This window comes from uncultured Caldilinea sp., assembly GCF_937128415.1.
In the GTDB taxonomy this organism is placed as follows: Bacteria; Chloroflexota; Anaerolineae; order Caldilineales; family Caldilineaceae; genus Caldilinea.
The window spans coordinates 1-23,364 of the sequence record NZ_CAKZMJ010000011.1 but is presented as its reverse complement, the minus strand read 5'-3'; the positions used below and the strand labels follow the sequence as shown (position 1 = coordinate 23,364).

Annotated in this window: 40 protein-coding genes; 4 read left to right on the top strand and 36 right to left on the bottom strand. The window is 60.3% G+C overall.

The window, feature by feature from the left end; genetic code table 11:
* Positions 1-2 precede the first annotated feature (2 nt).
* From Q0367_RS01765 to Q0367_RS01755, 3 genes are all read left to right on the top strand, one after another.
* Entirely contained in the window at positions 3-731 is a 729-nt protein-coding gene (locus Q0367_RS01765) for an exosortase-associated EpsI family protein (protein ID WP_298980712.1), read from the top strand.
* A 160-nt stretch (positions 732-891) separates the two neighbouring features.
* Complete coding sequence (locus Q0367_RS01760; RefSeq protein ID WP_297640176.1) at positions 892-1,257, top strand: nuclear transport factor 2 family protein; 366 nt, start codon at positions 892-894, stop codon at positions 1,255-1,257.
* A gap of 20 nt (positions 1,258-1,277) precedes the next feature.
* Positions 1,278-2,036 carry a hypothetical protein gene (locus Q0367_RS01755; protein ID WP_297640177.1) on the top strand — a complete coding sequence of 253 codons (759 nt, stop codon included), beginning with the start codon at positions 1,278-1,280 and terminating at the stop codon, positions 2,034-2,036.
* Between the two features lie 411 nt (positions 2,037-2,447).
* Here Q0367_RS01755 and trxA read toward each other — a convergent pair whose 3' ends face one another.
* Positions 2,448-2,774, bottom strand: coding sequence for a thioredoxin (gene trxA / locus Q0367_RS01750; RefSeq protein WP_297640178.1), 327 nt, complete (start codon positions 2,772-2,774; stop codon positions 2,448-2,450).
* A gap of 288 nt (positions 2,775-3,062) precedes the next feature.
* Here trxA and tal point away from each other — a divergent pair, with 288 nt between their 5' ends.
* Positions 3,063-4,184, top strand: a complete 1,122-nt coding sequence (gene tal, locus Q0367_RS01745; protein ID WP_297640179.1) for a transaldolase — start codon at positions 3,063-3,065, stop codon at positions 4,182-4,184.
* Positions 4,185-4,215: 31 nt separating this feature from the next.
* Here the strand turns inward: tal and Q0367_RS01740 are convergent, their stop codons facing one another.
* The 35 genes from Q0367_RS01740 to Q0367_RS01570 form a co-directional block, all read right to left on the bottom strand.
* On the bottom strand, positions 4,216-4,878 hold the full coding sequence (locus tag Q0367_RS01740; protein WP_297640180.1) for a molybdopterin-binding protein: 663 nt from the start codon (positions 4,876-4,878) through the stop codon (positions 4,216-4,218).
* A 117-nt stretch (positions 4,879-4,995) separates the two neighbouring features.
* Positions 4,996-5,385 carry a 30S ribosomal protein S9 gene (gene rpsI, locus Q0367_RS01735; protein ID WP_297640181.1) on the bottom strand — a complete coding sequence of 130 codons (390 nt, stop codon included), beginning with the start codon at positions 5,383-5,385 and terminating at the stop codon, positions 4,996-4,998.
* Positions 5,386-5,411: 26 nt separating this feature from the next.
* The gene (rplM, locus tag Q0367_RS01730; RefSeq protein WP_297640182.1) at positions 5,412-5,813 is read right to left on the bottom strand and encodes a 50S ribosomal protein L13; all 402 of its coding nucleotides are present in this window, start codon (positions 5,811-5,813) and stop codon (positions 5,412-5,414) included.
* A 52-nt stretch (positions 5,814-5,865) separates the two neighbouring features.
* Entirely contained in the window at positions 5,866-6,738 is an 873-nt protein-coding gene (gene truA, locus Q0367_RS01725) for a tRNA pseudouridine(38-40) synthase TruA (protein WP_298980708.1), read from the bottom strand.
* Between the two features lie 25 nt (positions 6,739-6,763).
* Positions 6,764-7,147, bottom strand: coding sequence for a 50S ribosomal protein L17 (gene rplQ / locus Q0367_RS01720; protein ID WP_297640184.1), 384 nt, complete (start codon positions 7,145-7,147; stop codon positions 6,764-6,766).
* Positions 7,148-7,165: 18 nt separating this feature from the next.
* The gene (locus Q0367_RS01715) at positions 7,166-8,158 is read right to left on the bottom strand and encodes a DNA-directed RNA polymerase subunit alpha (protein ID WP_297640185.1); all 993 of its coding nucleotides are present in this window, start codon (positions 8,156-8,158) and stop codon (positions 7,166-7,168) included.
* A gap of 103 nt (positions 8,159-8,261) precedes the next feature.
* Complete coding sequence (rpsD, locus tag Q0367_RS01710) at positions 8,262-8,903, bottom strand: 30S ribosomal protein S4 (RefSeq protein ID WP_297640186.1); 642 nt, start codon at positions 8,901-8,903, stop codon at positions 8,262-8,264.
* Between the two features lie 213 nt (positions 8,904-9,116).
* The gene (gene rpsK, locus Q0367_RS01705) at positions 9,117-9,524 is read right to left on the bottom strand and encodes a 30S ribosomal protein S11 (protein ID WP_297640187.1); all 408 of its coding nucleotides are present in this window, start codon (positions 9,522-9,524) and stop codon (positions 9,117-9,119) included.
* 83 nt (positions 9,525-9,607) lie between these two features.
* A complete protein-coding gene (gene rpsM, locus Q0367_RS01700; RefSeq protein WP_297640188.1) occupies positions 9,608-9,988 on the bottom strand; it encodes a 30S ribosomal protein S13 in 381 nt (126 codons plus the stop codon).
* A gap of 29 nt (positions 9,989-10,017) precedes the next feature.
* Entirely contained in the window at positions 10,018-10,131 is a 114-nt protein-coding gene (rpmJ, locus tag Q0367_RS01695) for a 50S ribosomal protein L36 (RefSeq protein ID WP_297640189.1), read from the bottom strand.
* A 194-nt stretch (positions 10,132-10,325) separates the two neighbouring features.
* Entirely contained in the window at positions 10,326-11,144 is an 819-nt protein-coding gene (gene map / locus Q0367_RS01690) for a type I methionyl aminopeptidase (RefSeq protein ID WP_297640190.1), read from the bottom strand.
* Between the two features lie 12 nt (positions 11,145-11,156).
* Positions 11,157-11,855: an adenylate kinase gene (locus Q0367_RS01685; protein WP_297640191.1), complete on the bottom strand. Its 699-nt coding sequence runs from the start codon at positions 11,853-11,855 to the stop codon at positions 11,157-11,159.
* 111 nt (positions 11,856-11,966) lie between these two features.
* Positions 11,967-13,316, bottom strand: coding sequence for a preprotein translocase subunit SecY (gene secY, locus Q0367_RS01680; protein ID WP_297640192.1), 1,350 nt, complete (start codon positions 13,314-13,316; stop codon positions 11,967-11,969).
* A gap of 85 nt (positions 13,317-13,401) precedes the next feature.
* A complete protein-coding gene (rplO, locus tag Q0367_RS01675) occupies positions 13,402-13,881 on the bottom strand; it encodes a 50S ribosomal protein L15 (RefSeq protein WP_297640193.1) in 480 nt (159 codons plus the stop codon).
* Between the two features lie 44 nt (positions 13,882-13,925).
* On the bottom strand, positions 13,926-14,105 hold the full coding sequence (gene rpmD / locus Q0367_RS01670) for a 50S ribosomal protein L30 (protein ID WP_297640233.1): 180 nt from the start codon (positions 14,103-14,105) through the stop codon (positions 13,926-13,928).
* Positions 14,106-14,124: 19 nt separating this feature from the next.
* A complete protein-coding gene (gene rpsE, locus Q0367_RS01665; RefSeq protein WP_297640234.1) occupies positions 14,125-14,685 on the bottom strand; it encodes a 30S ribosomal protein S5 in 561 nt (186 codons plus the stop codon).
* Between the two features lie 27 nt (positions 14,686-14,712).
* Complete coding sequence (gene rplR, locus Q0367_RS01660; RefSeq protein WP_297640194.1) at positions 14,713-15,078, bottom strand: 50S ribosomal protein L18; 366 nt, start codon at positions 15,076-15,078, stop codon at positions 14,713-14,715.
* A 12-nt stretch (positions 15,079-15,090) separates the two neighbouring features.
* The gene (gene rplF / locus Q0367_RS01655) at positions 15,091-15,648 is read right to left on the bottom strand and encodes a 50S ribosomal protein L6 (protein WP_297640195.1); all 558 of its coding nucleotides are present in this window, start codon (positions 15,646-15,648) and stop codon (positions 15,091-15,093) included.
* 10 nt (positions 15,649-15,658) lie between these two features.
* Complete coding sequence (gene rpsH, locus Q0367_RS01650; RefSeq protein WP_297640196.1) at positions 15,659-16,054, bottom strand: 30S ribosomal protein S8; 396 nt, start codon at positions 16,052-16,054, stop codon at positions 15,659-15,661.
* Positions 16,055-16,197: 143 nt separating this feature from the next.
* The gene (locus Q0367_RS01645) at positions 16,198-16,380 is read right to left on the bottom strand and encodes a type Z 30S ribosomal protein S14 (RefSeq protein WP_297640197.1); all 183 of its coding nucleotides are present in this window, start codon (positions 16,378-16,380) and stop codon (positions 16,198-16,200) included.
* Positions 16,381-16,392: 12 nt separating this feature from the next.
* On the bottom strand, positions 16,393-16,959 hold the full coding sequence (rplE, locus tag Q0367_RS01640) for a 50S ribosomal protein L5 (RefSeq protein ID WP_297640198.1): 567 nt from the start codon (positions 16,957-16,959) through the stop codon (positions 16,393-16,395).
* Between the two features lie 102 nt (positions 16,960-17,061).
* Positions 17,062-17,421, bottom strand: coding sequence for a 50S ribosomal protein L24 (gene rplX, locus Q0367_RS01635; protein WP_297640199.1), 360 nt, complete (start codon positions 17,419-17,421; stop codon positions 17,062-17,064).
* Positions 17,422-17,433: 12 nt separating this feature from the next.
* The gene (rplN, locus tag Q0367_RS01630) at positions 17,434-17,802 is read right to left on the bottom strand and encodes a 50S ribosomal protein L14 (RefSeq protein WP_297640200.1); all 369 of its coding nucleotides are present in this window, start codon (positions 17,800-17,802) and stop codon (positions 17,434-17,436) included.
* Positions 17,803-17,820: 18 nt separating this feature from the next.
* On the bottom strand, positions 17,821-18,093 hold the full coding sequence (gene rpsQ, locus Q0367_RS01625; protein ID WP_297640201.1) for a 30S ribosomal protein S17: 273 nt from the start codon (positions 18,091-18,093) through the stop codon (positions 17,821-17,823).
* Between the two features lie 12 nt (positions 18,094-18,105).
* Positions 18,106-18,303, bottom strand: coding sequence for a 50S ribosomal protein L29 (gene rpmC, locus Q0367_RS01620; RefSeq protein WP_297640202.1), 198 nt, complete (start codon positions 18,301-18,303; stop codon positions 18,106-18,108).
* An 11-nt stretch (positions 18,304-18,314) separates the two neighbouring features.
* Positions 18,315-18,734, bottom strand: a complete 420-nt coding sequence (rplP, locus tag Q0367_RS01615; protein WP_297640203.1) for a 50S ribosomal protein L16 — start codon at positions 18,732-18,734, stop codon at positions 18,315-18,317.
* A gap of 15 nt (positions 18,735-18,749) precedes the next feature.
* Complete coding sequence (gene rpsC / locus Q0367_RS01610) at positions 18,750-19,463, bottom strand: 30S ribosomal protein S3 (RefSeq protein WP_297640204.1); 714 nt, start codon at positions 19,461-19,463, stop codon at positions 18,750-18,752.
* A 47-nt stretch (positions 19,464-19,510) separates the two neighbouring features.
* Positions 19,511-19,849: a 50S ribosomal protein L22 gene (gene rplV, locus Q0367_RS01605; protein WP_297640205.1), complete on the bottom strand. Its 339-nt coding sequence runs from the start codon at positions 19,847-19,849 to the stop codon at positions 19,511-19,513.
* A gap of 37 nt (positions 19,850-19,886) precedes the next feature.
* Positions 19,887-20,174 carry a 30S ribosomal protein S19 gene (rpsS, locus tag Q0367_RS01600; protein WP_297640206.1) on the bottom strand — a complete coding sequence of 96 codons (288 nt, stop codon included), beginning with the start codon at positions 20,172-20,174 and terminating at the stop codon, positions 19,887-19,889.
* A gap of 15 nt (positions 20,175-20,189) precedes the next feature.
* A complete protein-coding gene (gene rplB, locus Q0367_RS01595; RefSeq protein WP_297640207.1) occupies positions 20,190-21,020 on the bottom strand; it encodes a 50S ribosomal protein L2 in 831 nt (276 codons plus the stop codon).
* A gap of 15 nt (positions 21,021-21,035) precedes the next feature.
* The gene (gene rplW, locus Q0367_RS01590) at positions 21,036-21,326 is read right to left on the bottom strand and encodes a 50S ribosomal protein L23 (RefSeq protein ID WP_297640208.1); all 291 of its coding nucleotides are present in this window, start codon (positions 21,324-21,326) and stop codon (positions 21,036-21,038) included.
* Positions 21,327-21,328: 2 nt separating this feature from the next.
* Complete coding sequence (gene rplD, locus Q0367_RS01585; protein ID WP_297640209.1) at positions 21,329-21,985, bottom strand: 50S ribosomal protein L4; 657 nt, start codon at positions 21,983-21,985, stop codon at positions 21,329-21,331.
* 32 nt (positions 21,986-22,017) lie between these two features.
* Positions 22,018-22,671, bottom strand: a complete 654-nt coding sequence (gene rplC / locus Q0367_RS01580) for a 50S ribosomal protein L3 (protein ID WP_297640210.1) — start codon at positions 22,669-22,671, stop codon at positions 22,018-22,020.
* A 207-nt stretch (positions 22,672-22,878) separates the two neighbouring features.
* Positions 22,879-23,187 carry a 30S ribosomal protein S10 gene (rpsJ, locus tag Q0367_RS01575; protein ID WP_297640211.1) on the bottom strand — a complete coding sequence of 103 codons (309 nt, stop codon included), beginning with the start codon at positions 23,185-23,187 and terminating at the stop codon, positions 22,879-22,881.
* A gap of 100 nt (positions 23,188-23,287) precedes the next feature.
* The coding region (locus Q0367_RS01570) for a hypothetical protein (RefSeq protein ID WP_298980716.1) at positions 23,288-23,364 on the bottom strand (77 nt) is incomplete at its 5' end.

Below are 23,364 nucleotides of genomic sequence, written 5' to 3'. Positions count from 1 at the left end.
TCATGCCAGGACGTTCGACACTCATCACGACAGGCTTGTTGACGTTGCTCGTCATCGGTGCAGCGTTCGTCTATCTACCGGAACTCGGCGGCCTGTGGCAATCGTCGCAACCTCTGGACGCCGACGGTGAGTTCGTCTACATCACCGACCTGGACTTCTGGCAGCGCACGCCGCGCGAGCGAGCCGTCGTCGCCAAAGCCCACTTCGACCTCGACCACGACCTGAACAATGTGCCGGCGGCCGTCGGCGCATGGCGTGGCGTGGATATGCCGGAGACCAACCAGGAGGTGCTGATCTTGCTCGACCCGGAACAGTACGTCCAACGCCTTTACACCGATGACGCCGGCCGCTACATCTGGCTGAGCCTGGTGGGCGGTCGCAGCTCCCAGCCTTTTCACGCCCCGGATATTTGCTACGACGCCGACGGCTGGCAATACAGCCTCGGTTCACACGCTGCGCCGCTGGAGGAGGGCGGCGAGATTTACGGGTTGTGGCTGCACGGCAAAAAACAGCCCCCCGACTCGGACGAGCCGATCGAGCATGTGGTCTATTACTTCTATCTTTTCCCCAACGCCCGGCGCCACCAGGCCGACGGCATCGTGCTGTTTAAGTTGACGTCATGGCGCTATGGAACGCTCGAAGAGACGCTCGACATGCATGCAGCCTTCGTGCGTCACTTCTTCAGCAGGGCGGGGAAACCGATGGAACTGACGCGCGCATCCATGGGCTGACTGGCCATCTGGTGAGAGCATGACCCTCTGGAGACGCATCCTTTTATTTTTTTATGCAAGTCTGACGCTCTCTGGATGCAGCGCGCCGGCGTCATCCACGGACGGTTCGTGCAGTCTGAATCTGCCCAGCAGTACCGATGACGCCACAGTGATACGCGTCATGATCGCCGCAGAAGGACAGCTGGTCGTTGCGCAAGAGATCGACGCCCTGATGGCGCTGTGGAGCGAAGACGGCTATGTCGCCGACGCCAGACATACGCCCGACCAACCTGAGGATGACCAGCATTGGCGCGGCGTCGATGCGATCCGTCATCGCTATGTGCGCGTCGTTTTCCCCGGCGCGCCGACGAATATCACTCCATCGGACATGGAAGTGGAGATCGCCGGCGATCGCGCCGTCGTCACCGCCACCACGCGCATCGGCGCCGAGATCGCCCCCGGCGGAGATCGCTGGACGCTCGTCCGCCAGAACGGCTGCTGGTTGTTTGAAAGTCTCACCTACAATCTGGAGCCTCGAACGCCCTGACCACGCAAAGCGAGCGCATCTTGGACGCACAAGAGCTGCACACCCTGATGCTCCTGGCCGTATTGCTGGGCGGCCTTCTGACACTTTCCTGGCTGAGCCAACAGGTCAGCCTGCGCGTGCAGGGCGTCACCTTCTATCTGACCGGCTGGGGCGACCTGGCAGGCGTGATTATTTTTCTGTTGCTCTTGCCCGGCGTCGTTTTACATGAAGCGGCGCACTGGCTGGCGGCGCGCGCACTCGGGCTGCGCGTCAGCAAGTTTCGCATCTGGCCTCGCAAACAAGGGGACCATCTTGGCCTGGGCAGCGTCAGCATGCAACGCGCCGACGTCTGGCGGGAAAGCCTGGTGGGCATGGCGCCGTTGTTGGTGGGCAATCTCGCAATCGCCTGGATCGGATGGCGAGTGTTCGCCACCCCTGCGCTGTTGGAAGCGCTGGCGACGGGCCATCTGTGGCGAGCGGCAATGGCTTTTTTCGCCAGCCTGCGCACGGCCGATGGGTTGCTCTGGGCGTACATCCTGTTCACCATCGGCAACACCATGCTCCCCAGCAGCAGCGACCGCGAGCCCCTCAGGCCCGCCTTGCTCTACACCGCTTTGGTGGCGCTGATCTATATCGGGGTGGGATTGCCGCTGGAGCCGATGAAAATGCTGCTGGCATGGATGGGGCCTTTCTTTGAAGTCACTATCGGGGCCCTCGTCTTCTTGATTCTGCTCGACGCCTTTGTGCTGATGGGGCTATGGCCGCTTGAACGCGTTCTACGCAAGCATCGCAGCCGTTGATGCAAAAGGCGCGGCGAGGGTGGCGTAATTCATTTGCAGACGGTTACCGCGATCATTTCTCACGCCTGACCGACGCTCCATATAATCCTCCAGATAGAATCCCCAGAATCACTGCGACCACACTTGCCACACTTGCCCAGACGCCAGACAACAGCGTCAATGACAGCGTCAGAACAATAAGGCATCCCATGAGAGAAAGAAAAGCCCAACCTTCGAGCTTGCCCATATTCATTCGCCTCCTATTTCACTTTCAATGAATGTTATTGGGCTATCCTTGGCACGCCGTTCTGTCCGTCTGACCCTCAGTCCCAGACCGCACAAGCCTGAATAGCGCAAAGAGAAAAATTATAAAGGGTGTGATCGGATGACCACACCCTTGCCTGGAAACGATTCGTCGCTCACTTGCGCTGCTCAGTTCAAGTGTTTTTGCAGGCGGCTTTTCAGCGCAGGTTTCGGCTGATAGCCGACGATGCGCTCGACCAGTTCACCATTTTTGAAGAGCAACAGGGTCGGAATGCTCATCACGCCGAAGGCGAATGCCGTATTTTGATTTTCGTCTACGTCCAGCTTGCCGATCGTCAACTGATCTCCCATCTCATCGGCAAGCTCCTCGAGCACCGGAGCGATCATTTTGCAGGGGCCACACCATTCCGCCCAGAAGTCGACCAGCACAGGTTTTTCGGCTTTGACAACCAGCTCTTCAAAGGTGGCGTCGGTCACCACGATAGGTTTTGCCATTGTTTCGCTTCTCCTCAACTAACAACCTGGATTCTCTTTGTTTGAGCACACTCTATAATTGTTCTGGACTGAAGCATCAATTTTTGATTTACTTTCCAGCCGAAGCCATTATGAGTATACTGTTGCAAGACGGCAGTAACCGTCGCTACAAAAAACATAGTACACGGTGTGATACGATTTGTCAAAGATAAGGCCAAAAGTCCAAAGTGAACGGCAGAGAAAGGCGGGCAGTCCCTTCGCCGCCCATCGACAGCCGTTGCAACGGAATGAGACAGAAAAGGAGCAACCATGAACCGTATCCAGCAGCTATATCAACTTGGGCAGAGCATCTGGCTTGATTATATCGAGCGGGGCATGATTCAGGACGGCAAGCTCAAGGCGCTGGTCGACGAAGGTGTGCGCGGCGTCACCTCCAATCCCACTATTTTCCAGCAGGCGATCGTCAAAAGCGCGGCCTATCAGGAGGACCTGCAGCGGCTGGCGACCACCGGCGCCGACGCCAAAAGCATCTTCGAGACGTTGGCGATCGCCGACATCCAGGCCGCCGCCGACGTGCTGCGCCCGGTGTACGAGGCTCACCAGGGGCGGGATGGCTTCGTGAGCCTGGAGGTCGCCCCCGATCTGGCCTATGACACCGAGGCCACCATCGCCGAGGCGCGACGTTTGCACGCTGCCGTTGCACGGCCCAATCTGATGATCAAAGTGCCGGCCACGAAAGCGGGCATCCCGGCGATTCGACAGTTGATCGCGGACGGCGTCAATATCAATGTGACGTTGATCTTCAGTCTGGAGCGCTACGCCGAGGTCATGGCCGCTTACATCCAGGGATTGACCGATCGACTCGAGGCCGGCCTGCCCGTGGATGCGATCGCCTCGGTGGCGAGCTTCTTCGTCAGTCGCGTGGACGTCAACATCGACGCCCGTCTCGAGCGCATCGCCTCGCAATTTCCGGAAAAAGCGGCGCGCTGCAAAGCCTTGCAGGGCAAAGCGGCGGTCGCCAATGCAAAACTGGCGTACGCGCAATTCGAGCAGACCTTCGTCGGCCCGGCGTGGGAGCGACTGGCCGCCGCCGGCGCGCACGTGCAACGCCCCCTGTGGGCCAGCACCAGCACCAAGAATCCGGCTTACCCGGACCTGATCTACGTGGAGCCGCTGATCGGCCCGCACACCGTCAACACGATGCCGCCCCAGACGCTGGAGGCGTTCAAGGACCATGGCAAAGTTGCGCTCACCGTGCGCGATGACCTAGACGGCGCGCGCAACGTGTTCGCAGAGCTGGCCGAACTAGGCGTTTCGATGGAAGAAGTCACGGCGGAGTTGGAGGTGGACGGCGTCAAGAAGTTCGCCGACTCCTTCGTGGATCTGCTCGCCGCCATCGAGGAGCGGCGCAAAGCGCTGGCGGTGATTTAAACAAGACAGAACCGCTTGAGCCGCGCAGCCGTCATCGCTCTTGAGAGCGTCGGCGCAGGAATTCGGCGAACTCCTCAGGATCGAGGGAACGGCCGGAGCGTTTGCCTGCGCCTGCAGTGGGGGAGGGAGTCGAAGGCGGCTGCATCGGCTCATCCTCTTCGCCGTCGTCCGAGGAGGAAAGGGAAGCCAGCGCCTCTTCCAACGTCAGGGAGACAGGCTCTTGTCGCACATAAGCGAGCGCTGCGCCGAGAAGGTCCACCACCGCCTCGAGCGCCAGCGAAGCCGCATGTGCGCCGGCCGGGAGATTGAGAATCACTGTGCGCCCACGAACGCCGGCCACGCTGCGGTCTAGAAAGGCAAGCGGCGTTTTCTTGCCCATGGCGGAGCGCATCGCCTCGGGCAAGCCGGGCAGCGGGCGTTCGAGCACAGCAGACGTCGCCTCCGGGGTGATCTCCAGAGCGCTCGGGCCAGGCGCCGGCGCAGTGCCGCCGATGGTGAGAATCAGGTCCATCTCCTCCTCATCACACCAACGCCGCAGCAACTCTTCGACCCAGTAACGCTGCCCTGCGATGTGGCGATCCGCCCATATCACGACCCCGCGCAGGCGTGCATGCAAAAGGCGACGCACAGCCTGCACAGCTTGTTCGTCATAGGTGGAGATGCAAAGGACGCCGGTCTTGATGGTCGCAGCCATTTGCGCCTGAGATTTCTGGATCGAATCAACAATGCAAAGCAGGCAAACAGAGCAATGGGCGTTGCTCCGTTTGCCTGTGTTCTTTGCAAACCAAAGAGAAAACGCAGCCCGAAGGTTTTAGCGTTTGGTGTACTGGGGCGCCTTGCGCGCACGCTTGAGACCGGGCTTCTTGCGCTCCTTTTCGCGCGCATCGCGAGTCAGGAACCCAGCCGCCTTCAAGGGAGGGCGCAGATTGGGGTCCCGCTCGCACAAGGCGCGTGCAATGCCCAGACGCACGGCCGCCGCCTGTCCGCTCTCCCCGCCGCCGCGCACTTTGACGCTGATGTTGTACGAGGACTCTGTGCCGGTGAGCACGAGCGGTTGGCGCAGGATCATCTGATCCAACGCGCGTCCAAAGTAAACATCGACCGGCTTGTCGTTGACGACGATCTCACCGGTGCCCGGATACAGGCGCACGCGCGCGGTGGCTTCTTTGCGACGCCCGACAGCTTCTACATACTCAGCCATGAGACTCTCCGTCCTTCAATCCTCTCTCAAAGTTCCAACACTTTCGGCTGTTGCGCGCCGTGGGGATGCTGGTCGCCGGTGTAGATGCGCAACTTCTTCATTTGGGCGCGTCCCAGCTTGTTCTTCGGCATCATCCCGCGCACAGCCTCGTAAATGACGCGCTCCGGGAAACGGTTCATCATCTCGCGCATGGTGCGGCTCTTCAGCCCGCCAGGGTAGCGCGAGTGGCGATAATAGCGCACCGTGTCGAGCTTCTTGCCTGTGACAACGATGCGCTCACAGTTCGTCACGATCACGAAGTCGCCGTTGTCGAGATTAGGCGAAAAGGTCGGCTTATGTTTGCCGCGCAAAATCTTCGCAACCTCCGAAGCCAACCGTCCCAACGTTTTGCCGGTGGCGTCTACGACATACCATTCACGGCTTTCCAAAGCCTCATCTTTACTTGGCGTAAGCGTTTTCACGTCCCTGCTCCCCTATCAATCACTCGATCTTCTCGTTGCGAAGCAACTTACTTTCTATGTCTGCGTGAACCCACCTGTCCAGCGTCGACGGGTAGACGACCCTTTCCAGAATCAGCCCTTGCGGTGGAGCGGGCGGCGCCGCCTCGCTGCGGTCCCTGGCGCCGAGCATCCGCTTCACCGCTTCAGGAGGAAGCTCGCCTCTCCCTACGGCCAGCAGGGTTCCCACAATCGTGCGCACCATCTGTCGCAGAAAGGCATTGGCGACGATGGTGAACACCAGCCGCCGTCCCGAATCAGGAGCGGGCAACGACGCCTCCGGCGCTTCAACGCGCCAGAAAGCCGCCGTCACGCATCGCTCCGTGCCCTCGCCTTCCTGCGGCGCCTGCCCGAAGGTGGCGAAATCGTGCACGCCGAGAAAATAAGACGCCGCCCGATTCATGGCCGCCACGTCGAGAGGACGGGTCTCCAACAAAGCAAACCGGTCGGTCAACGGCGATCGTCGCAGCGGCGGGAACCCCTTCGGGGCCAGTTGCCACCAGACGAAATATCGATACATGCGGCTGATGGCGTCGAAGCGTGGATGAAACCCTTCCGGCGCTTCACGCACACGGCGCACTGCGATCGTGGGCGGCAGGTGAGCGTTCCAGGCTCGCTCGAGATCGGCCATCGCATGCTTCCACCGCACGCAAGCTCGAATCACCTGCCCGCTGGCGTGCACGCCGCGATCGGTGCGACCGGCGCCGACGATGCGGCCCTCTCGATGACAGAACCGGTCGAGCGCCTGCTCCAGCGCGTCCTGCACTGTCGGAACATCGGCCTGAGACTGAAACCCGTAGAAGTCGGTTCCGTCATAAGCCACAAGTGCGCAGACGGTGCGCAGCGGCGGCGTCACAAGGCAGCGCCTCCTTCAGCCACGCTCAGGCCGCCGGACGATCCACCAGCTCCAGAATCACCATGTCTGCGGCGTCGCCCTGGCGTTTGCCCAACTTGATGATGCGCGTATACCCGCCGTTGCGTTCGGCGTAGCGCGGGGCGAAGACGTCGAACACCTTTTTGGCGACGGTTTTATCGTTCAGGTAGGCCACCACCTGACGTTGCGCATGGACGCGGTTGCTTTCGCCTGCAAGGCCTCGTTTCGCCTTGGTGATCAGCCGTTCGGCGTCGCCGCGCACAGCGCGCGCTTTGGCTTCGGTGGTGACGATGCGTTCGTGCAAATAGAGCTCGCGCACGAGATTGCGGAACAGCGCCTTGCGTTGCGCCGAGTTCCGTCCCAATCGGCGTCCAAAAACTCGATGACGCATCCTTCAAACTCCTCTTCTTTATGCTTCGGTCTCTTCGTCCACAGCGAGCGGCTTATAGACCCCGCTGGTGTAGGCGCTGAGGTCGACGCCGGGCACGTTCAGGTAGCCCTTCTCGCGCAGCTTTTCGACCAGCTCGTCCAGCGACTTCTTTCCGAAGTTGCGGATGGCGAGCATTTCGTCCTCGCCCTTTTCCATGCGCTTGAGAATTTCACCGACCTTCGTGATGCCGGCGCGCTTCAAACAGTTGTACGCCCGCACCGTCAACTCGAGCTCTTCGATCGGCGCCTCGAAGACGCGCATGGGGATTCCTTCAGCGCTCTCCTCTTGTCTTTCGACGACGGTCACTTCGGTTCCCGCCAGCAGCGTGAAATGTTGAATCAACAGATGAGCGGCGTCGCGCAACGCTTTTTCCGGCGAAATTGAACCATCCGTCCAAATTTCCAGATGCAGCTTGTCATAGTCGGTCTGTTGACCGATGCGCGTGCGCTCGACCCGATAGGCGGCCTTGCGCACAGGGCTGTAGATGGCGTCGACCGGAACCTCGCCGAGCGGCAGTCGACCTCGTTCTTCAGCCGGGCTGTAGCCGCGCCCCTTAGAGACGATCATCTCAATGTCGAGGTCAACTTCATTTGAGTCCGCCGTCAGCAGATATTGATCCGGGTTGACGACCTCAATTTCCGGCGGGCAATTCAAGTCGCCGGCCGTCACGGGTCCTTCGCTCGACACTTCCACGTGAATGCGCACCGGCTCATCCGTGTGAGAGCGGAAGCGAATCTGTTTCACGTTCAAAATCAATCGCGTCATGTCTTCGCGCACATGCGGGATGGGCGAAAACTCATGATGAATTCCGCTGACGCGAATCGAGGTGACGGCTGCGCCAGGCAAGCTCGACAGCAGAACGCGACGCAATGCATTCCCCAGCGTGATGCCATAGCCGCTTTCCAGTGGACTGATGACAAAGTGACCGTAATTCTGGGAGCTTGCCTCAACTTCAATTTTGGGTAAAACCATGTTTAACAAGGGCATCCCTCCCTGAAGCTCTCAATAAGCTTACACATCTTTTTCTCTTTGGTGAGGGCAAGTTTCACCAAAGCCTGAATCGCTCCACTGTTTTTTAGCGGCTGTAGTACTCAACGATCAGCTGCTCATTCAGCGGAATTTCAATATCCTCGCGCGTCGGCGTTCCGACCACCTCTCCGCGCATGCCGGCCAGATCAAGCCGCAGCCAGGCGGGCACGCTCAGTCTTGCGTCCTGCATAATCTGGAGACGGTCCTTGAAATAGCTCTTGCTGCGCGCCGTCTCCCGCACGGCGATGACGTCTCCAACGCGCACCTGGAACGAAGGAATGTCGGTTTTGCGGCCGTTGACCTCAAAATGGCCGTGGCGCACCAGTTGTCGCGCCTGGGCGCGGCTGTCGGCGAAGCCAAGCCGATAGACGACGTTGTCCAGCCGCTGTTCCAGCATCGCCAGCAGGTTGACGCCCGTCATGCCGGTGACGCGGTTGGCCTCTTCAAAATACCGTCGGAACTGCCGCTCCAACACGCCGTAAATGCGACGCGCCTTCTGCTTCTCGCGCAACTGCAGACCGTAATCCGACATCTTGCGCCGGAACGTCTGTTTTTTGCCATGCATGCCAGGCGGGAAACCGCGGCGCTCAATTGCGCACTTTGGGGACAGGCAGCGCTCTCCCTTCAAGAAGAGTTTTTGTCCTTCACGCCGGCACAGTTTACAAACTGCATCAGTATATCGAGCCATTTTTCCTCCGCAATAATTGCTCAGCGGCTCTTGCGCCGCTCCTCCTGCTTGCTCGCACGCTTTTTATTTCTTTTTCTATCTCTTCCGGCGGGCCGCTGTCGCCCGCCGCCTTGTTCCGCACCGATCGGTCGAAATGAGTCAAAACAGATGGCGCACTTGCTGCGCCACCTGTTTTGACCGGATGCTCCCCTTCCGATTCACACCCACACGGCGCTAGACGCGACGCTTCTTTGGCGGCCGACATCCGTTGTGGGGGATCGGCGTGACGTCGGTGATCGAGCGAACGATCAGCCCTGCGGCCTGCACCGAGCGAATCGAACTTTCGCGGGCGGGGCCTGGGCCTTTCACGAAGACGTCCACTTCACGCATGTTGAAGTCGGAGCGAGCGGTCTGCGCGGCGCTCTGGGCAGCCAACTGACCGGCGAAGGGCGTTGACTTGCGGCTTCCTTTGAAGCCGGCGCTGCCGCTGCTCGCCCAACAGAGGGTGTTGCCCTGCAAATCCGTCACCGTCACGATCGTATTGTTGAACGATGCATGGATATGCACCTGTCCGACCGGTACGTTCTTCTTCTCCTTGCGCGCGGTTCGCCGATCGCGACGCGCACGTTGAGGTCGAGCCATTGCTGTGTCTCCCTACAAAGTACAAAATGTAAATCCGTGCAATGTCCCTCTGACTCCTGGCGTCTCCCCAGGAGCAACCCTGATTACTTGCGCGGCGCCTTCTTCTTGCCGGCGACGGTCTTGCGCGCGCCGCGCCGCGTGCGTGCATTGGTGCGGGTGCGCTGACCGCGCGTGGGCAAGTTGCGGCGATGCCGAATTCCCCGATAGCAGCCGATTTCAATCAGCCGCTTGATGTTCATGTTGACCTCGCGGCGAAGGTCGCCCTCCACCACGTAGTTGCGGTCGATGTACTCGCGCAGCCGCGTCAACTCCGCTTCATCGAGGTCCTTCACGCGCTTGTTTTCGTCGATGCCGGTCGCCGCCAGAATTTTCTGACTGGTCGGCTTGCCGATCCCGTAAATGTAGGTCAGTGAGATGACCACCCGCTTGTCACGCGGAATATCTACACCAGCAATACGTGCCATGACAGTTGCTCTCCTTCGCTGCGCGATTCCTAGCCCTGACGCTGCTTGTGCTTCGGATTCTTACAGATCACGTAGAGCACGCCGCGCCGGCGCACAATTTTGCAATTTTCACAGATCCTTTTGACAGATGGTCGAACTTTCATGATTCACCCCTGCTATCGCACCGCAATCTTGCACCGCAGTATGGCCTTCGCAAACGAAAAATCACATCCGATGCGCATCGCACCCATCGGCGCACACTACGCGTATCTGAGTGAGCATATCTGACTGAACCGCCTGCTGCACCGCAAAGACAGCCTTGCAGCGCAGGGCACAACTTTGCCAATCTACCATAAGCTTAGGGTAGAGTCAAAATTTCAGGCCCATTATTTGTTATTGCAACTGTGTGCTCAAAATGGGCGGTCAAACTGTGATCTTTGCTGATCACCGTCCAGTTGTCTTTGAGCGTGCGCGTTTGCCACGTGCCGATTTGCACCATCGGCTCAATGGCAATCACCAGGCCCGGCTGCAAGACAATCTGGCCATCGGGGTCCTGGCTTTCATAGTTGAGCACCTGCGGCGCTTCGTGCATCTGACGACCGACGCCGTGGCCGGTGTATTCGCGCACGACGTGAAAGCCGTGCGCCTCCACATGGCGTTGCACCGCGCGACTGATGTCCACGACCCGTCGGCCAGGGTGCGCTTGTGCAATGCCTTGATAGAGGCTTTCCTCCGTGACGCGCATCAGCGCCCGCGCCTCGGGGCTGATCTCGCCCACGGCATAGGTCCATGCGCTGTCGCCGATGAAGCCCCGGTAGCGCACGCCGACGTCGATGCTGATGATGTCGCCTGCTTTGAGAATGCGATCTTTGCTAGGGATGCCGTGCACCAGCTCTTCGTTGATGCTTGTGCAGATGTGCGCAGGGAACCCCCGATAGCCCAGAAAGCAAGATGCGGCGTTGTACTTGCTCATGGTTTCGGCGGCGAGCTGATCCAGCTCCCAGGTGCTGACGCCAGGGCGAATGGCTTCACGCAGCACCGCATGGACGCGCGCCACGATGCGCCCGGCCTCGCGCATGATTTGAATCTCGCGCGGGCTTTTGAGCTGCGGCTGCGGCCGCTGTGCGGACGACGCCGGTCGTCGCACGGTCCGCGCCTGTTGTTGTCGCCGAAACATGTTCATCATCGTTTAGCTGTTCTGTTCATAAGCCGGCGCACTCGCTCGCTGCTGCGCCTCTCGGATGACGGCGAGGAGCGCAGCATGCACTTCCTCGATCGACTGCGTTCCATCGATCTCGCGCAGGAGTCCCTTGGCGAAGTAGTACCCGATCAACGGCGCCGTCTGCTTATAGTAGACGTACAGACGATTGCGCACCGTCTCTTCTGTATCGTCCTCGCGCTGATAGAGCTCGCCGCCATCGACATCGCAGACGCCCGTCACTCTCGGCGGATTGTACAGGATATGATAGACGGCGCCGCAGGTGCGGCAGGTTCGCCGTCCGGTGATGCGACGGAGCGTCTCTTCGTCGTCTACATGAATGAGCGGCGCCACTTTCACGCCGCCGTAGGGGGCAGTCATTCTGTCCAGGGCTTCGGCCTGCGCCAGGTTGCGCGGAAAGCCGTCCAGGATAGCGCCCCTGGCGCAATCAGGTTGCTGAAGCCGCTCTTCCACCATGCGAATCGTGACCGCATCGGGCACCAAATCGCCACGGTCCATGTAGCTCCTGGCCAACCTGCCCAGTTCGGTCTCATGCTTCAGGTTGTAGCGAAAAATATCGCCTGTCGAAATCTGCGGCAGTCCAAGCGACTGCTCCAACAATTTTGCTTGCGTACCCTTGCCTGCGCCCGGGACGCCCAGCAAAACAATATAGGTGCGCTCTTCGCTCATCGCTGATCTCCCTTCGCCGTCGGAGGAAGGCGGATGGCGCAGGTGGGATCGAGGCCCGATCTCCACTGCGCCTGACATTTCCGAACGGTCTCTTGCGTGCGTGAAACCCGGTTAGCGAATGAATCCCTCGTAGTTGCGCATCATCAACTGCGCCTCGATCTGCTTCATCGTGTCCAGCACCACACCGACGACGATCAGCATGCCGGAGCTGCTGATGATCAGCGAGTTGTAGTTCGTCAACACGCCGGTGCCGCCCCCGATGATGGCGTCCGCCAACGAGCCGACGATGTAGGGCAAGACCGCCATAAAGCCCAAAAACACAGCGCCGACGAGCGTGATCCGCGAAAGCACGCCGTTCAAATATTGCTCGGTGCGCGGGCCGGGACGAATGCCAGGGATAAAGCCGCCCTGTTTTTGCAGCGTCTCCGGCAAGTTTTGCTGGCGGAACATGACGTCCGTGTAGAAGTACGTAAAGGCCGCCGTCAACAGGAAATAGAAAATCCAGTAAAAGACGTTCGTCGGGCTGAAGAACTGGAAGATCGAGTTGGCGATGGCGCCGATCCAGTCGGGCCGAGCCACAAAATAACTGGCGATCGTGCTTGGAAGGATCAACAGGCTCTGAGCGAAGATCAGCGGGATCATGCCGGCCGTGTTGACGCGCAGCGGAATGTAGGTGCTCTGTCCACCCACCATCATCATGCGGTTGCCGCGCATGGTGCGCACCCGTTTGCCGTATTGCACCGGAATGCGTCGCTGCCCCTCCTGCACCCAGACGATCAAGATGATCGTTGCGACGGTGACAATCAAGAAGACGATCAGCAGCACCCAGTTCTGCGACAGGAGCCGCACCTGGAAGGGAACGCTGGAAAGAATGCCGGCGAAGATGATCAACGACACGCCGTTGCCGATGCCCTGCTCTGTGATCAGCTGGCCCAGCCACACGCCGAGCATCGTCCCCGCCGTCATGCCGAGGATCATGGTCACGGTGGGGAACCAGGCATTGGCGGAAAAGCCCCAGTTCGGCAGCACGGCGACGCCGCCGGCGATGACGTCGCTGCTGAGCAATGTGCCCTGGGCAATCGCCTGGAGCAGCGCAAGCGGAATCGTCAGCCACAGCGTGTACTGATTAATCTTGGCCCTACCCGATTCTCCTTCCTTGCTCAGCTCCTCCAGCGCAGGAACGATTGGGATGAGGAGCTGCAAGATGATGGAGGCGGTGATGTAGGGGTAAACGCCTAACGCCATGACGCCCATGCGGGAGAGGCCGCCGCCGCTGAAAAAGTTTAGAAAGTTCAGCAGAATGTTGTCGCTTTGCTGAAAGATCACCGCCAGCGCCTGATGATCGACGCCGGGCAGGGGGATATTGGCGGCCAGCCGATAGAAGGTGAGAAGGCCAAGCGTAATCAACAGCTTCTGGCGCAGGTCTGGCAATCGGAACGCATTGCGTACAGCTTCAAGCATGCGCGAGGTCCTTTCTAGTTCCTGACATGCGCCTTCGGAAAGGCTCCGAAGGCGCCCAGGGGCCAATGGTCTAAACGATGCACTCTCACGACCGCGGCAGACGTCTGTTGACTTCGTAGCCCAACACTTCGACCGTGCCGCCAGCGGCCTCGATCTTTTGGCGCGCCGCCGCGCTGATGCGCTGCACTCTGACGGTCAGAGGCTTTGTCACCTCTCCACGCGCCAACACCACCACCGGGTCGTTGACGTTGCCCAACAGCCCGACGCGAGCGAGCGTCTCTTGAGAGACCTCAGCCTGCGCCTCGAACAGTCGATCGAGCTGGTCGAGGTTGACCGGGACAAAGATGACCTTGAAGCGATTATTGAAGCCGCGCAGCTTGGGAAGTCGCTTGGTCAGCGGCAGCTGTCCACCCTCGAAATTGAGCCGCACCGAGCCTCCGGAGCGGGCATTTTGTCCTTTCTGGCCGCGACCACTGGTCTTCCCTTTGCCGGAGCCAGTGCCACGACCTACTCGCTTGCGCTTTTTTGTCGAACCCTCAGCGGGACGCAGGTCATGTAGTTTCATGGTGATTCCTTTTGCAAAAAACTGATTGTGCTATTTGCAAGCGGCTATTCAACGATCTCCACCAGATGGGTGACGGTTTCGATCATGCCGCGCACAGCTTCGTTGTCCGGCTTTTCCACGATCTGGTTCAGTTTGTGCAGGCCCAGCGCTTTGACGGTGCGTTTTTGGCTTTCCGTGTATCCAATCGGGCTGCGCACAAGCTTGATTCGGATCGTTTTCTCCATCGTTTTCGCCGTCGTCTGCTCAGCCATGCAGCTCCTCCTTGTACCAGAAAGGCGCCAGATGCGCGGGCTCGACGCCCCGGTAGGCGGCTTCCTCGCGGAAGTCTTGCAGATCCTTCAAGGCGCTGAAGGTGGCCTGAACGACGTTGAGGATATTGTCGCTGCCCAGCGACTTGCTGAGAATGTCGCTGATGCCCGCCGCCTCCACCACGGCGCGCACGCCGCCGCCGGCGATCACGCCGGTGCCGGGGCTGGCCGGCTTCAGCAGCACCTTGCCGGCGCCAAACTTCACCGTCACCTCATGCGGGATCGTGCCGCCGAGCCGCGGCACCCGCACCATCTCTTTTTTGGCCCGCTCCGACGCCTTGCGAATGGCGTCGGGCACTTCACGCGCCTTGCCGATGCCGACGCCGACGCGCCCCTGCCGGTCACCCACCACGACCACGGCGCGGAAGGCGAAGCGACGTCCACCCTTCACGACTTTGGCAGTGCGGGTGAGATGGACCACGCGCTCGTCAAGTTCCTCGCGGCGCTCTTCGCGCTCTTTTTCGCGCTCTTTGCTCTTTCGTTCTCTTTTCGCCATCATTGTTCTCCCCAGCCATCCGCCGAATTAGAATTCCAGCCCTGCTTCGCGGCTGCTCTCCGCCAGCGCCTTGACGCGACCGTGATACGGGTAGCCGCCGCGATCGAAGACCACGCGGTCGATGCCTTTGGCTTTGGCGCGCTCCGCCACCGTCTTGCCGACCAGCTTCGCCTGCTCAAGCTTCGGAAGCGAGGCGACCTGGCTGCGCAGCTCGCGATCGACCGTGGAGGCGGAAGCCAACGTCACGCCGTGGACGTCGTCAATCACCTGCGCATAGATATGATCCAAGCTCCGAAATACATTCAGACGCGGCCGCTCCGGCGTTCCATGCACCTTGACGCGCACGCGGGCGTGACGGCGCTGGCGGGCGGCTGCACGATTTACTCTCGCCATAGTTGCTTGCTCCTATTTCTTGCCGGTCTTGCCGGTCTTGCCGGCCTTCTGCCGCACATATTCGCCCTGGTAGCGAATTCCTTTGCCCTGATAGGGCTCCGGCGGGCGGGCGCCGCGGATTTTGGCGGCGAGCTCGCCGACGGCGGCCTTGTCGATGCCGCTGATCGTGAACGCGCGACCATCTTTATCGACCTCAAAGACGACGTCCGGCGTAGGCGGTGCAAATTCCACCGGATGGCTCTTGCCGACCGAAAGCACCAGGTTGGCCCCACGTTTTTCGGCGCGGTATCCCACCCCGCGGATCTCCAGGCGCCGCGTAAAGCCGACGCTCACTCCCTGCACCATATTGGCGAGCAGCGCGCGCGTCAGCCCGTGCTGCGCCCGGTGCCGACGTTGGTCGCTCGGTCGCGACACCTTCACATGACCGTTCTCCACCTGGATGATCATGTCGGGGTCAAATTGTTGTTTCAACGTGCCCTTCGGGCCGCTGACCGTCACCAGATTCCCTTTGTCGACGCTGACCGTCACCTTCGGCGGCAGCGCAATGGGCATTTTTCCAATGCGAGACATAAGCCACCCCCTACCAGACGTTGCAGAGGATCTCGCCGCCGAGGCGCTCACGGCGCGCTCTGCGCCCCGTCATCAGCCCCTTCGGCGTAGAGACAATGTTGATCCCCAGACCGCTGCGCACCCACGGGATCTCCTTGAAGCCGGCGTAGTAGCGTCGCCCCGGGCGGCTCACGCGCTCCAGCCCTCGAATGACGGAGCGTCCCTGGGGCGTGTACTTGAGGCGCACAATCAACCTCGGCTGCGGCTTCTCGTCCGTCACCGTGTACCCCTCAATGAAACCTTCTTGCGCTAAAATTTGTGCGATGCCAACCTTGATTTTGGAACTCGGCATCACAACCTGTTTTTGCTTGACCATGCTGGCGTTGCGAATTCTGGTCAGCATGTCAGCAATTGGATCATTCACCATTTCATTTTCTCCTCAGGTCACTCTTGCAACCTCAAACCAAACGACGAAGTTGTAGTTAGCAACCGAGCACTCGAAAAAACGGTGGACGCCCTGCAAGAGGGCTGCGTCCGTTTTGGTCAGATATGCTCTTTTTACAACTCGACTCACCAACTCGACTTGACGACGCCGGGCAGTTTGCCTTCCAACGCCTCCTTGCGGAAGCAGATGCGGCACAGACCGAAGCGACGCATGTAGCCACGCGGGCGGCCACACATCTTGCAGCGATTGCGCACGCGCACTTCGTATTTCCGGCGACTCTCGCGAATCACAATTGATTTTTTCGCCACGGCAATCCCCTCTTATCGCTTGAACGGCATATCCATCAGCGCCAACAGCCGGCGCGCCTCTTCATCGGTTTTGGCAGTCGTGACAATCGTGATTTCCATGCCACGAATCTTGTCGATCTTGTCGTAGTCGATCTCCGGAAAGACCAGTTGTTCGCGCAGCCCCAGGCTATAATTGCCGCGTCCGTCGAAGGAATCCGGAGACACGCCCTGAAAGTCGCGTTGGCGCGGCAGCACGATGTTGATCAACCGATCGAGAAAATCCCACATGCGATCGCCGCGCAGCGTGACCTTCACGCCGATCGGCATCCCTTCGCGCAGCTTAAAGGCGGCGATCGAACGTCGGGCCCTCGTGATGACCGGCTTCTGACCGGTGATCGTCGCCAGGTCGTTGGAGGCGGCTTCCAGCGCCTTGCTGTTCTGCAGCGCCTCTCCCAGGCCGATGTTGACGGAGACCTTTTCGATGCGCGGCGCCTGCATCACGCTGCGATAGTTGAATTCCTTCATCAGCGCCGGCACGATCTCCTCACGATAGCGCACCTTCAAACGGGGCGCCGGTCTCGACTGTTTGTGCTCACTCATTATTCCTTCTCCTTGCCCGCAGACCTCGGCCATATGCACAGGATATGGACCGAAGAAAGATCAGGCTCGATGTATCAACGATATTTTGTAGAACCGTTTGCCTTACGCCTTAGGTTTGGGCAGCGGCGCGCCGGTCCTGCGTTCGATGCGCTCCTTGCTGCCATCCTTCGCCACCTCGAACCCGACGCGCGTGGGCTTATCGTCGCTGCCGACCAGCATCACGTTGCTGATGTGGATCGGCGCCTCGCGCGTGATGCGGCCGGTCTGCGTGCGCACGCGACCTGTAGGGCGCTGATGGCGAGTCACCATATTGGCGCCGGCGACAATCACATAGACCCGGTTGGGGTCATAGGTGCCGTCTTTGTTCTTTTTGCGGATCACGCGCTGCACTTCGCCGCGGTGGCCCTTGTCGTCTCCGGCGATAATCTCAACGGTGTCGCCTTTCACGATCTTAACTTTCATCTCCGGCCTCCTTTACAGCACCTCTGGCGCCAGCGAGACGATCTTCATGAATCCGCCTTCGCGCAGCTCGCGCGCCACCGGGCCGAAAATACGCGTCCCACGCGGATTCTTGTTGTCGTCGATGATGACGGCGGCGTTTTCGTCGAAGCGAATGTAGCTGCCGTCAGGCCGTCGGATCGGCCGCGTCGTGCGCACGATCACCGCACGCACCACATCCCCTTTTTTCACGCTTCCGGTCGGGCTGGCGGATTTCACCGTGGCGACGATGATGTCGCCGACGCCGCCATAGCGCCGGGTGCTGCCGCCCTTCACGCGGATCGTCAATAACTCTTTCGCTCCGGTGTTGTCGGCCACTTTCAACCGACTTTCCTGCTGAATCATGGCGCTTCTCCTCGACGATTAGACGTTGGCTTCATCCACGACCACCGCCCGCTGCAGGATCTCTTCGACAAAGAAGCGTTTATCCTTGCTGATCGGTCGGCATTCTCGGATGCGCACCACGTCGCCCACCTGGCAACTGTTGGTTTCGTCATGCGCTTTGTACTTCTTGTTGCGACGAATGACCTTGCCATACAGTGGGTGGCGGGTGACGCGTTCGACTGTGACGACGACGGTCTTGTCCATTTTGTCGCTGGTGACCGTCCCCACCAGCGCTCGGCGTTGTGCACGCATGTTTCCTTCTCCTTACTCACCCGCCAGCTCGCGCTCGCGCAGAATCGTTTTGATGCGGGCAATGTCGCGTTTCACTTGCCCGAAGCGCGCCGTGTTCGCCAGCTTCCCTGTTGCTCGCTGAAAGCGCAGGTTGAAAAGCTCTTGATAGTAATCGTCCAGCTTGCGCGCCAGCTCGGCGTTGTTCAATGCTCGCAGTTCAGACGCTTTCATTGCATCCCTCCTCAAGCGCCGTGCTCTTCACGGGCGATGAACTGAGTCTTCATCGGCAGTTTCGCCGCCGCCAGACGGAACGCCTCGCGCGCCTGATCCTCCCGCACGCCCGCAATCTCCAGGATCACCCGGCCCGGTCGCACTGGCGCCACCCAGTGATCGACGCTGCCTTTGCCGGAGCCCATGCGCGTTTCCGCCGCGCGCTTGGTCACCGGCTTGTCGGGGAAAATGCGAATCCAGATTTTACCGCCGCGACGCACATAGCGCACGATGGCGCGGCGCGCCGCCTCAATCTGACGGCTGGTGACGTAATGGCCTTCGGTCGCCTGCAGGCCGTAGGAGCCAAACGCCACCGTGTTGCCGCGGTAGGCTTTCCCCTTCAGACGCCCGCGCTGCATCTTGCGATACTTCACACGTTTTGGCATCAACATAGTCGCTTCTCCGTCTCAGCTTTCCGTCGCCAGGTATTTGGCGTGATATTCCTGGCCGGGCATCACTTCTCCCAGGTAAATCCAGACCTTGACGCCGATCACGCCGAAGGTGGTGTTCGCCTCCGCCGTGCCGTAGTCGATGTCGGCGCGCAAGGTGTGGCGAGGGATGCGCCCCTCGCGCAGGGAGTCGACGCGCCCCATATCGCTGCCGCCCAACCGTCCGGAGACCGTGATCATGACGCCCTGGGCGCCTGCGCGTATCGTCTTCTGCGCAGCCTGTTTCATGGCGCGCTTCCAGCTCACGCGACGCTCAATCTGCTCGGCGATGCTTTCGGCGACCAGGCGCGCGTCCAGCTCGGGCTTGGCGATCTCGCGCACATCGATCTTCACCTTCTTCTGCGTCAAATCCTGAAGTTGCTGGCGCAACTGGTTGACGCTGGCGCCCTTGCGCCCGATGATGACGCCAGGGCGGGCCGTGTCGATGATGATGTGCACCTGGTTCGGTTGGCGCTCGATGTCGATGTTGCTGATGCCGGCCTTGTTCTTGGTGGCCTGTCGACTTTCGCGGCCGCCCCGCTCCTCTTTATTGAGGGTGTCGAAGACCAGCGCACGAATTTTCCGATCCTCGGTCACCTGATCGGTGTACTGCTTGCCGGTGGCGAACCAGCGGCTCTTGTGTTCTTTGATGATTCCCAGGCGAAACCCGATGGGATGAACTTTGCGACCCAAGTGATCCTCTCCTTTACTGACTACTCACCTCACCGCTGCGCCACCCATCAGGCAGGGCGCTCCTCTAAAACAACCGTAATGTGCGATGAACGACGCTGCCAGGGCTTGAATCGCCCGCGGGCGCCGAAACGCCGCCACTTGCGGATCGGCGCGTCGTCCGCATAAATCTTCGTGATCACCATGTCCTTCGCATCATAGCCGAAGTTCTCGACTGCATTGGCAAGCGCGCTCTTGACCGTCTTGGAGACGACCCGCGCCGCAGATTGAGGCATGTAAGAAAGAATGGCCAATGCCTCCTCTGCTCTGCGTCCTCGAATCTCGTCGATCACCAGCCGCGTCTTCTGCGCGCTGATGCCGGTGTATTTCATTCTGGCGACAATTTCCATCGTGCGTTCTCCATTTCACCCGGATGGACGGGCGCCCTTAACGGCGTCCCGTCTTGGAGCTTTTCTCCGATTTCACATGGCCGCGGAAGAAACGCGTGGGGGCAAATTCGCCCAGTTTGTGCCCCACCATGTTTTCCGAGATGTAGACCGGCACGTGACGTCTGCCGTCGTGCACCGCAATGGTGTGCCCGACAAATTGCGGGAAAATGGTCGACGCACGCGACCAGGTCTTGATCACCTTGCGCTCCCCCTTGCGGTTCATCTCTTCAATGCGTTTCAGCAGCTTCGGGCTGACGAAAGGTCCCTTTTTCAGTGAACGTGACATGCTTTCACTCCCTCCTTATGCCTTGCCGCCGCGACGCACGATGTACTTCGCAGTGCGCTTGTTGCGCCGCGTCTTTTTGCCCAGCGCAGGCTTGCCCCAAGGGGTCTTGGGCGCTTTCATCCCGATCGGCGAACGCCCCTCACCGCCGCCGTGCGGATGTGAACCCGGGTCCATCGCCACGCCGCGCGTGGTGGGGCGGATGCCCAACCAGCGCTTGCGCCCTGCTTTGCCGAGATTGATATTGGCATGGTCCGGATTCGAGACCGCGCCGATGGTGGCGAAGCAGTCCATATGAATGTAGCGCACCTCGCCGCTGGGCAGGCGGACTTGCGCCATCTTGCCTTCTTTGGCCAGCACCTGGGCGCCCAGGCCTGCGCTGCGCACCAGCTGCCCCCCGCGGCCCGGATAGAGCTCGATATTGTGCACCACCGTGCCCAAGGGAATGTTGCGGAGCGGCAGCGCGTTGCCGGGGCGAATGTCGGCGCCTGGGCCGGACATCACTGTGTCGCCGACGTTTAGCCCCTGCGGCGCCAGGATGTAGCGGCGCTCGCCGTCGTTGTACACGACCAGGGCGATGCGCGCGCTGCGGTTCGGGTCATATTCGATCGCTTCCACGCGGGCGGGAACGCCCACCTTGTCGCGGCGGAAGTCGATGATGCGATAGCGGCGCTTGTGTCCGCCGCCGCGGTGGCGCACGGTGATGACCCCGCGGTTGTTGCGGCCAGACTTCTTGCGCAGCGGCGCCAACAGTGAGCGCTCCGGCTCCCTTTTGGTGATTTCTTCAAACGTCGAGACGCTCATGCCTCGGCGCCCCGGCGATGTCGGACGATAAATCTTGATTGCCATCGATCCTCTCCCCCGTTATACGCCCTCGAACAACTGGATGCTGTTGCCGGGCGCCAAGGTGACGACAGCCTTCTTCCACTTCGGCTGGCGAATGCGAATGCGCTTGCCGCGTCGCGAGGTCTTCGCCGGCATCACCAGAATGTGGACGTCGGTCACATCGACGTTGAAGGCAGTCTCCACCGCCTCTTTCACCTGCAGTTTATTGGCGCGCATGTCCACCTCGAACGTGACCTTGTTTTGTTCGTCGGTGGCGATCATCGTCTTCTCGGTGACGATCGGACGCTTCAACACTTCGTAAATATGCATGGTTACGCCTCCACCTCTTCAGCCGCAGGCGCATCGGCGCCAAGCCACGCCTCGATGAAATCCACTGCATCCCGCGTCAGAAGCAACACGTCGTAGCCGAGTAAATCTCGAATGTTGATATAACCGCTCAGCAGGGGCTTCACCTGCGGCAGATTGCGCACGCTCTTCCACACCGGGAGGCTCTTCTCGTTTGTGACGAGCAGCACCTTCTGGTTCTCGATGCCAAGCGCAGACAACATTTGAACGGCGGTCTTGGTTTTCGGCGCATCGATTGCAACCCGGTCAATCACGACGATCTGGCCGTCGGCCGCCTTCACCGACAGTGCGCTGCGCAACGCCATGCGCTGCATTTTCTTCGGCAGCGCCTTGGTGTATTTGCGCGGGGTCGGGCCGAAGACGGTGCCGCCGCCCACCCACTGCGGCGCGCGGATCGAACCCTGGCGCGCGCGACCGGTGCCCTTCTGACGCCACGGCTTGCGGCCGCCGCCGGAGACTTCGCTGCGCGTCTTGGTGTCGTGCGTGCCCAGGCGAGCGTTCGCCAGTTGGCGCATCAGCGCCTGATGCATCACAGCAGTGTTGATCGGGGCTGCAAAGACGGCGTCGCTCAGTTCGACTTCGCCGACCTGCCGCCCGTTCATATCTCTTACAGGTACAAGCATGGTCTGTTACTCCTTCGTCTTCCTGGCGCGCCCTACTTGGCCCGCTTCGCCTTCTTCAACGCCTTGACCGATTCGCGCACGATGACCAGTGAACCGCGCGGGCCGGGAATTGCGCCGCGCACTGCGATCAGGTTGCGCTCGGGATCGACCAACGCCACCTTGAGATTCTGCACGGTGGTGCGGGCGGCGCCATATTGACCTGGCGCGCGAGTGCCCGGGAACGTGTGCCCCGGCGTAGTGCCGGCGCCGCGCGAGCCGGTGGCGCGATGGCGATCTGATTGGCCGTGCGTCTTGGGGCCGCCGGCAAAGCCGTGTCGCTTCACGGCGCCGGCGAAGCCGCGACCTTTGGAGACGCCCGTCACGTCGACTAGGTCGCCCTCCGCAAAAATGTCGGCCTTGACAACATCGCCCACGTTCAGGGAAGGCGTCTCGTCGTAGCGGATTTCGCGCAGACGCCGCAGCAGCGGCGCGCCCGCCTTCTGCAGATGGCCGCGCTGCCCCTTTGTCAGCTTGCGTTCGGGCACAACCTCATACCCGAGCTGCACGGCGTTGTAGCCGTCCGTCTCCTCCGTCTTGACCTGAGTGACGTAGCAAGGGCCTGCTTCGATGATCGTAACCGGAATGACCGCGCCGCTCTTGTCAAAGAGCTGCGTCATCCCCACCTTCTTTCCTAAAATTCCTCTCATCTCATCCTCCTGGGACTGCCAGCTTTACGGTTATCGGCGAACGCTGCGTGCAACCCAGGCGCAAATCGACTTCGCCAAAACCGCCCGAACTTCATCATCCCTTAAATCAATGGCGGGGTTTCCTCCAACGCTGCCTTTTGACCTGAAGCAATGAATTGACCTGAAGCAATGAAAGGTCTAATCAGCAGGAGGCTCCCTTTGACGCTTTTACAATTTGATCTCGATATCGACGCCCGCCGGCAGATTGAGACGCGTGAGATTTTCAATCGTCTTGCTGCCGGGATCGATCACGTCGATCAGCCGCTTGTGCGTGCGAATCTCGAACTGCTCGCGGCTATCCTTGTCGATGAAAGGCGAGCGCATGACCGTGAATTTTTCGATGGTGGTGGGCAGCGGCACCGGCCCAACAACCTGAGCGCCGGTCTGCTCAGCCGCATCGACGATCTGACGCACCGAGGCATCCAGAACGCGATGATCATACGCTTTCAGTTTGATGCGAATCCTCTGCTTAGCCATGTCCTATCTCTCTTGGCCTCCGTAGACAGCGCTCAAGAAAAAATGGGAAGGGACGGCAAACAACCGAATTTTTTTCACCGTCCCTCCATGCGCAGCTTCCTTACTTGACGATTTCGGTGATGACGCCTGCGCCGACGGTGCGACCGCCCTCGCGGATGGCGAAGCGGCTGCCTGTCT

Excerpts from the sequence above, each read along its gene's own strand:
- Q0367_RS01685 (WP_297640191.1), bottom strand. The coding sequence starts at position 11,855 with ATGAGCGAAGAGCGCACCTATATTGTTTTGCTGGGCGTCCCGGGCGCA.
- map (WP_297640190.1), bottom strand. The coding sequence starts at position 11,144 with ATGTTTCGGCGACAACAACAGGCGCGGACCGTGCGACGACCGGCGTCG.
- rplE (WP_297640198.1), bottom strand. The coding sequence starts at position 16,959 with ATGAGTGAGCACAAACAGTCGAGACCGGCGCCCCGTTTGAAGGTGCGC.
- trxA (WP_297640178.1), bottom strand. The coding sequence starts at position 2,774 with ATGGCAAAACCTATCGTGGTGACCGACGCCACCTTTGAAGAGCTGGTT.
- Q0367_RS01760 (WP_297640176.1), top strand. The coding sequence starts at position 892 with ATGATCGCCGCAGAAGGACAGCTGGTCGTTGCGCAAGAGATCGACGCC.
- rpmJ (WP_297640189.1), bottom strand. The coding sequence starts at position 10,131 with ATGAAAGTTCGACCATCTGTCAAAAGGATCTGTGAAAATTGCAAAATT.
- Q0367_RS01740 (WP_297640180.1), bottom strand. The coding sequence starts at position 4,878 with ATGGCTGCGACCATCAAGACCGGCGTCCTTTGCATCTCCACCTATGAC.
- Q0367_RS01765 (WP_298980712.1), top strand. The coding sequence starts at position 3 with ATGCCAGGACGTTCGACACTCATCACGACAGGCTTGTTGACGTTGCTC.
- rpsE (WP_297640234.1), bottom strand. The coding sequence starts at position 14,685 with ATGGCGAAAAGAGAACGAAAGAGCAAAGAGCGCGAAAAAGAGCGCGAA.
- rplD (WP_297640209.1), bottom strand. The coding sequence starts at position 21,985 with ATGCTTGTACCTGTAAGAGATATGAACGGGCGGCAGGTCGGCGAAGTC.
- rplB (WP_297640207.1), bottom strand. The coding sequence starts at position 21,020 with ATGGCAATCAAGATTTATCGTCCGACATCGCCGGGGCGCCGAGGCATG.
- rplQ (WP_297640184.1), bottom strand. The coding sequence starts at position 7,147 with ATGCGTCATCGAGTTTTTGGACGCCGATTGGGACGGAACTCGGCGCAA.
- rpsD (WP_297640186.1), bottom strand. The coding sequence starts at position 8,903 with ATGGCTCGATATACTGATGCAGTTTGTAAACTGTGCCGGCGTGAAGGA.
- rplO (WP_297640193.1), bottom strand. The coding sequence starts at position 13,881 with ATGAAACTACATGACCTGCGTCCCGCTGAGGGTTCGACAAAAAAGCGC.
- rpsQ (WP_297640201.1), bottom strand. The coding sequence starts at position 18,093 with ATGCGTGCACAACGCCGAGCGCTGGTGGGGACGGTCACCAGCGACAAA.
- rplV (WP_297640205.1), bottom strand. The coding sequence starts at position 19,849 with ATGGAAATTGTCGCCAGAATGAAATACACCGGCATCAGCGCGCAGAAG.
- rplW (WP_297640208.1), bottom strand. The coding sequence starts at position 21,326 with ATGCATATTTACGAAGTGTTGAAGCGTCCGATCGTCACCGAGAAGACG.
- rpsS (WP_297640206.1), bottom strand. The coding sequence starts at position 20,174 with ATGTCACGTTCACTGAAAAAGGGACCTTTCGTCAGCCCGAAGCTGCTG.
- rplN (WP_297640200.1), bottom strand. The coding sequence starts at position 17,802 with ATGATTCAGCAGGAAAGTCGGTTGAAAGTGGCCGACAACACCGGAGCG.
- rplF (WP_297640195.1), bottom strand. The coding sequence starts at position 15,648 with ATGTCTCGCATTGGAAAAATGCCCATTGCGCTGCCGCCGAAGGTGACG.
- rpsM (WP_297640188.1), bottom strand. The coding sequence starts at position 9,988 with ATGGCACGTATTGCTGGTGTAGATATTCCGCGTGACAAGCGGGTGGTC.
- rpmC (WP_297640202.1), bottom strand. The coding sequence starts at position 18,303 with ATGAAAGCGTCTGAACTGCGAGCATTGAACAACGCCGAGCTGGCGCGC.
- rpsH (WP_297640196.1), bottom strand. The coding sequence starts at position 16,054 with ATGGTGAATGATCCAATTGCTGACATGCTGACCAGAATTCGCAACGCC.
- tal (WP_297640179.1), top strand. The coding sequence starts at position 3,063 with ATGAACCGTATCCAGCAGCTATATCAACTTGGGCAGAGCATCTGGCTT.
- secY (WP_297640192.1), bottom strand. The coding sequence starts at position 13,316 with ATGCTTGAAGCTGTACGCAATGCGTTCCGATTGCCAGACCTGCGCCAG.
- Q0367_RS01715 (WP_297640185.1), bottom strand. The coding sequence starts at position 8,158 with ATGGTTTTACCCAAAATTGAAGTTGAGGCAAGCTCCCAGAATTACGGT.
- rpsK (WP_297640187.1), bottom strand. The coding sequence starts at position 9,524 with ATGGCTCGACCTCAACGTGCGCGTCGCGATCGGCGAACCGCGCGCAAG.
- rplP (WP_297640203.1), bottom strand. The coding sequence starts at position 18,734 with ATGTTGATGCCAAAACGTGTGAAGTATCGCAAGATGCAGCGCGGGCGT.
- rplC (WP_297640210.1), bottom strand. The coding sequence starts at position 22,671 with ATGAGAGGAATTTTAGGAAAGAAGGTGGGGATGACGCAGCTCTTTGAC.
- rplR (WP_297640194.1), bottom strand. The coding sequence starts at position 15,078 with ATGGCGAGAGTAAATCGTGCAGCCGCCCGCCAGCGCCGTCACGCCCGC.
- rpsJ (WP_297640211.1), bottom strand. The coding sequence starts at position 23,187 with ATGGCTAAGCAGAGGATTCGCATCAAACTGAAAGCGTATGATCATCGC.
- rplX (WP_297640199.1), bottom strand. The coding sequence starts at position 17,421 with ATGAAAGTTAAGATCGTGAAAGGCGACACCGTTGAGATTATCGCCGGA.
- rpmD (WP_297640233.1), bottom strand. The coding sequence starts at position 14,105 with ATGGAGAAAACGATCCGAATCAAGCTTGTGCGCAGCCCGATTGGATAC.
- rpsI (WP_297640181.1), bottom strand. The coding sequence starts at position 5,385 with ATGGCTGAGTATGTAGAAGCTGTCGGGCGTCGCAAAGAAGCCACCGCG.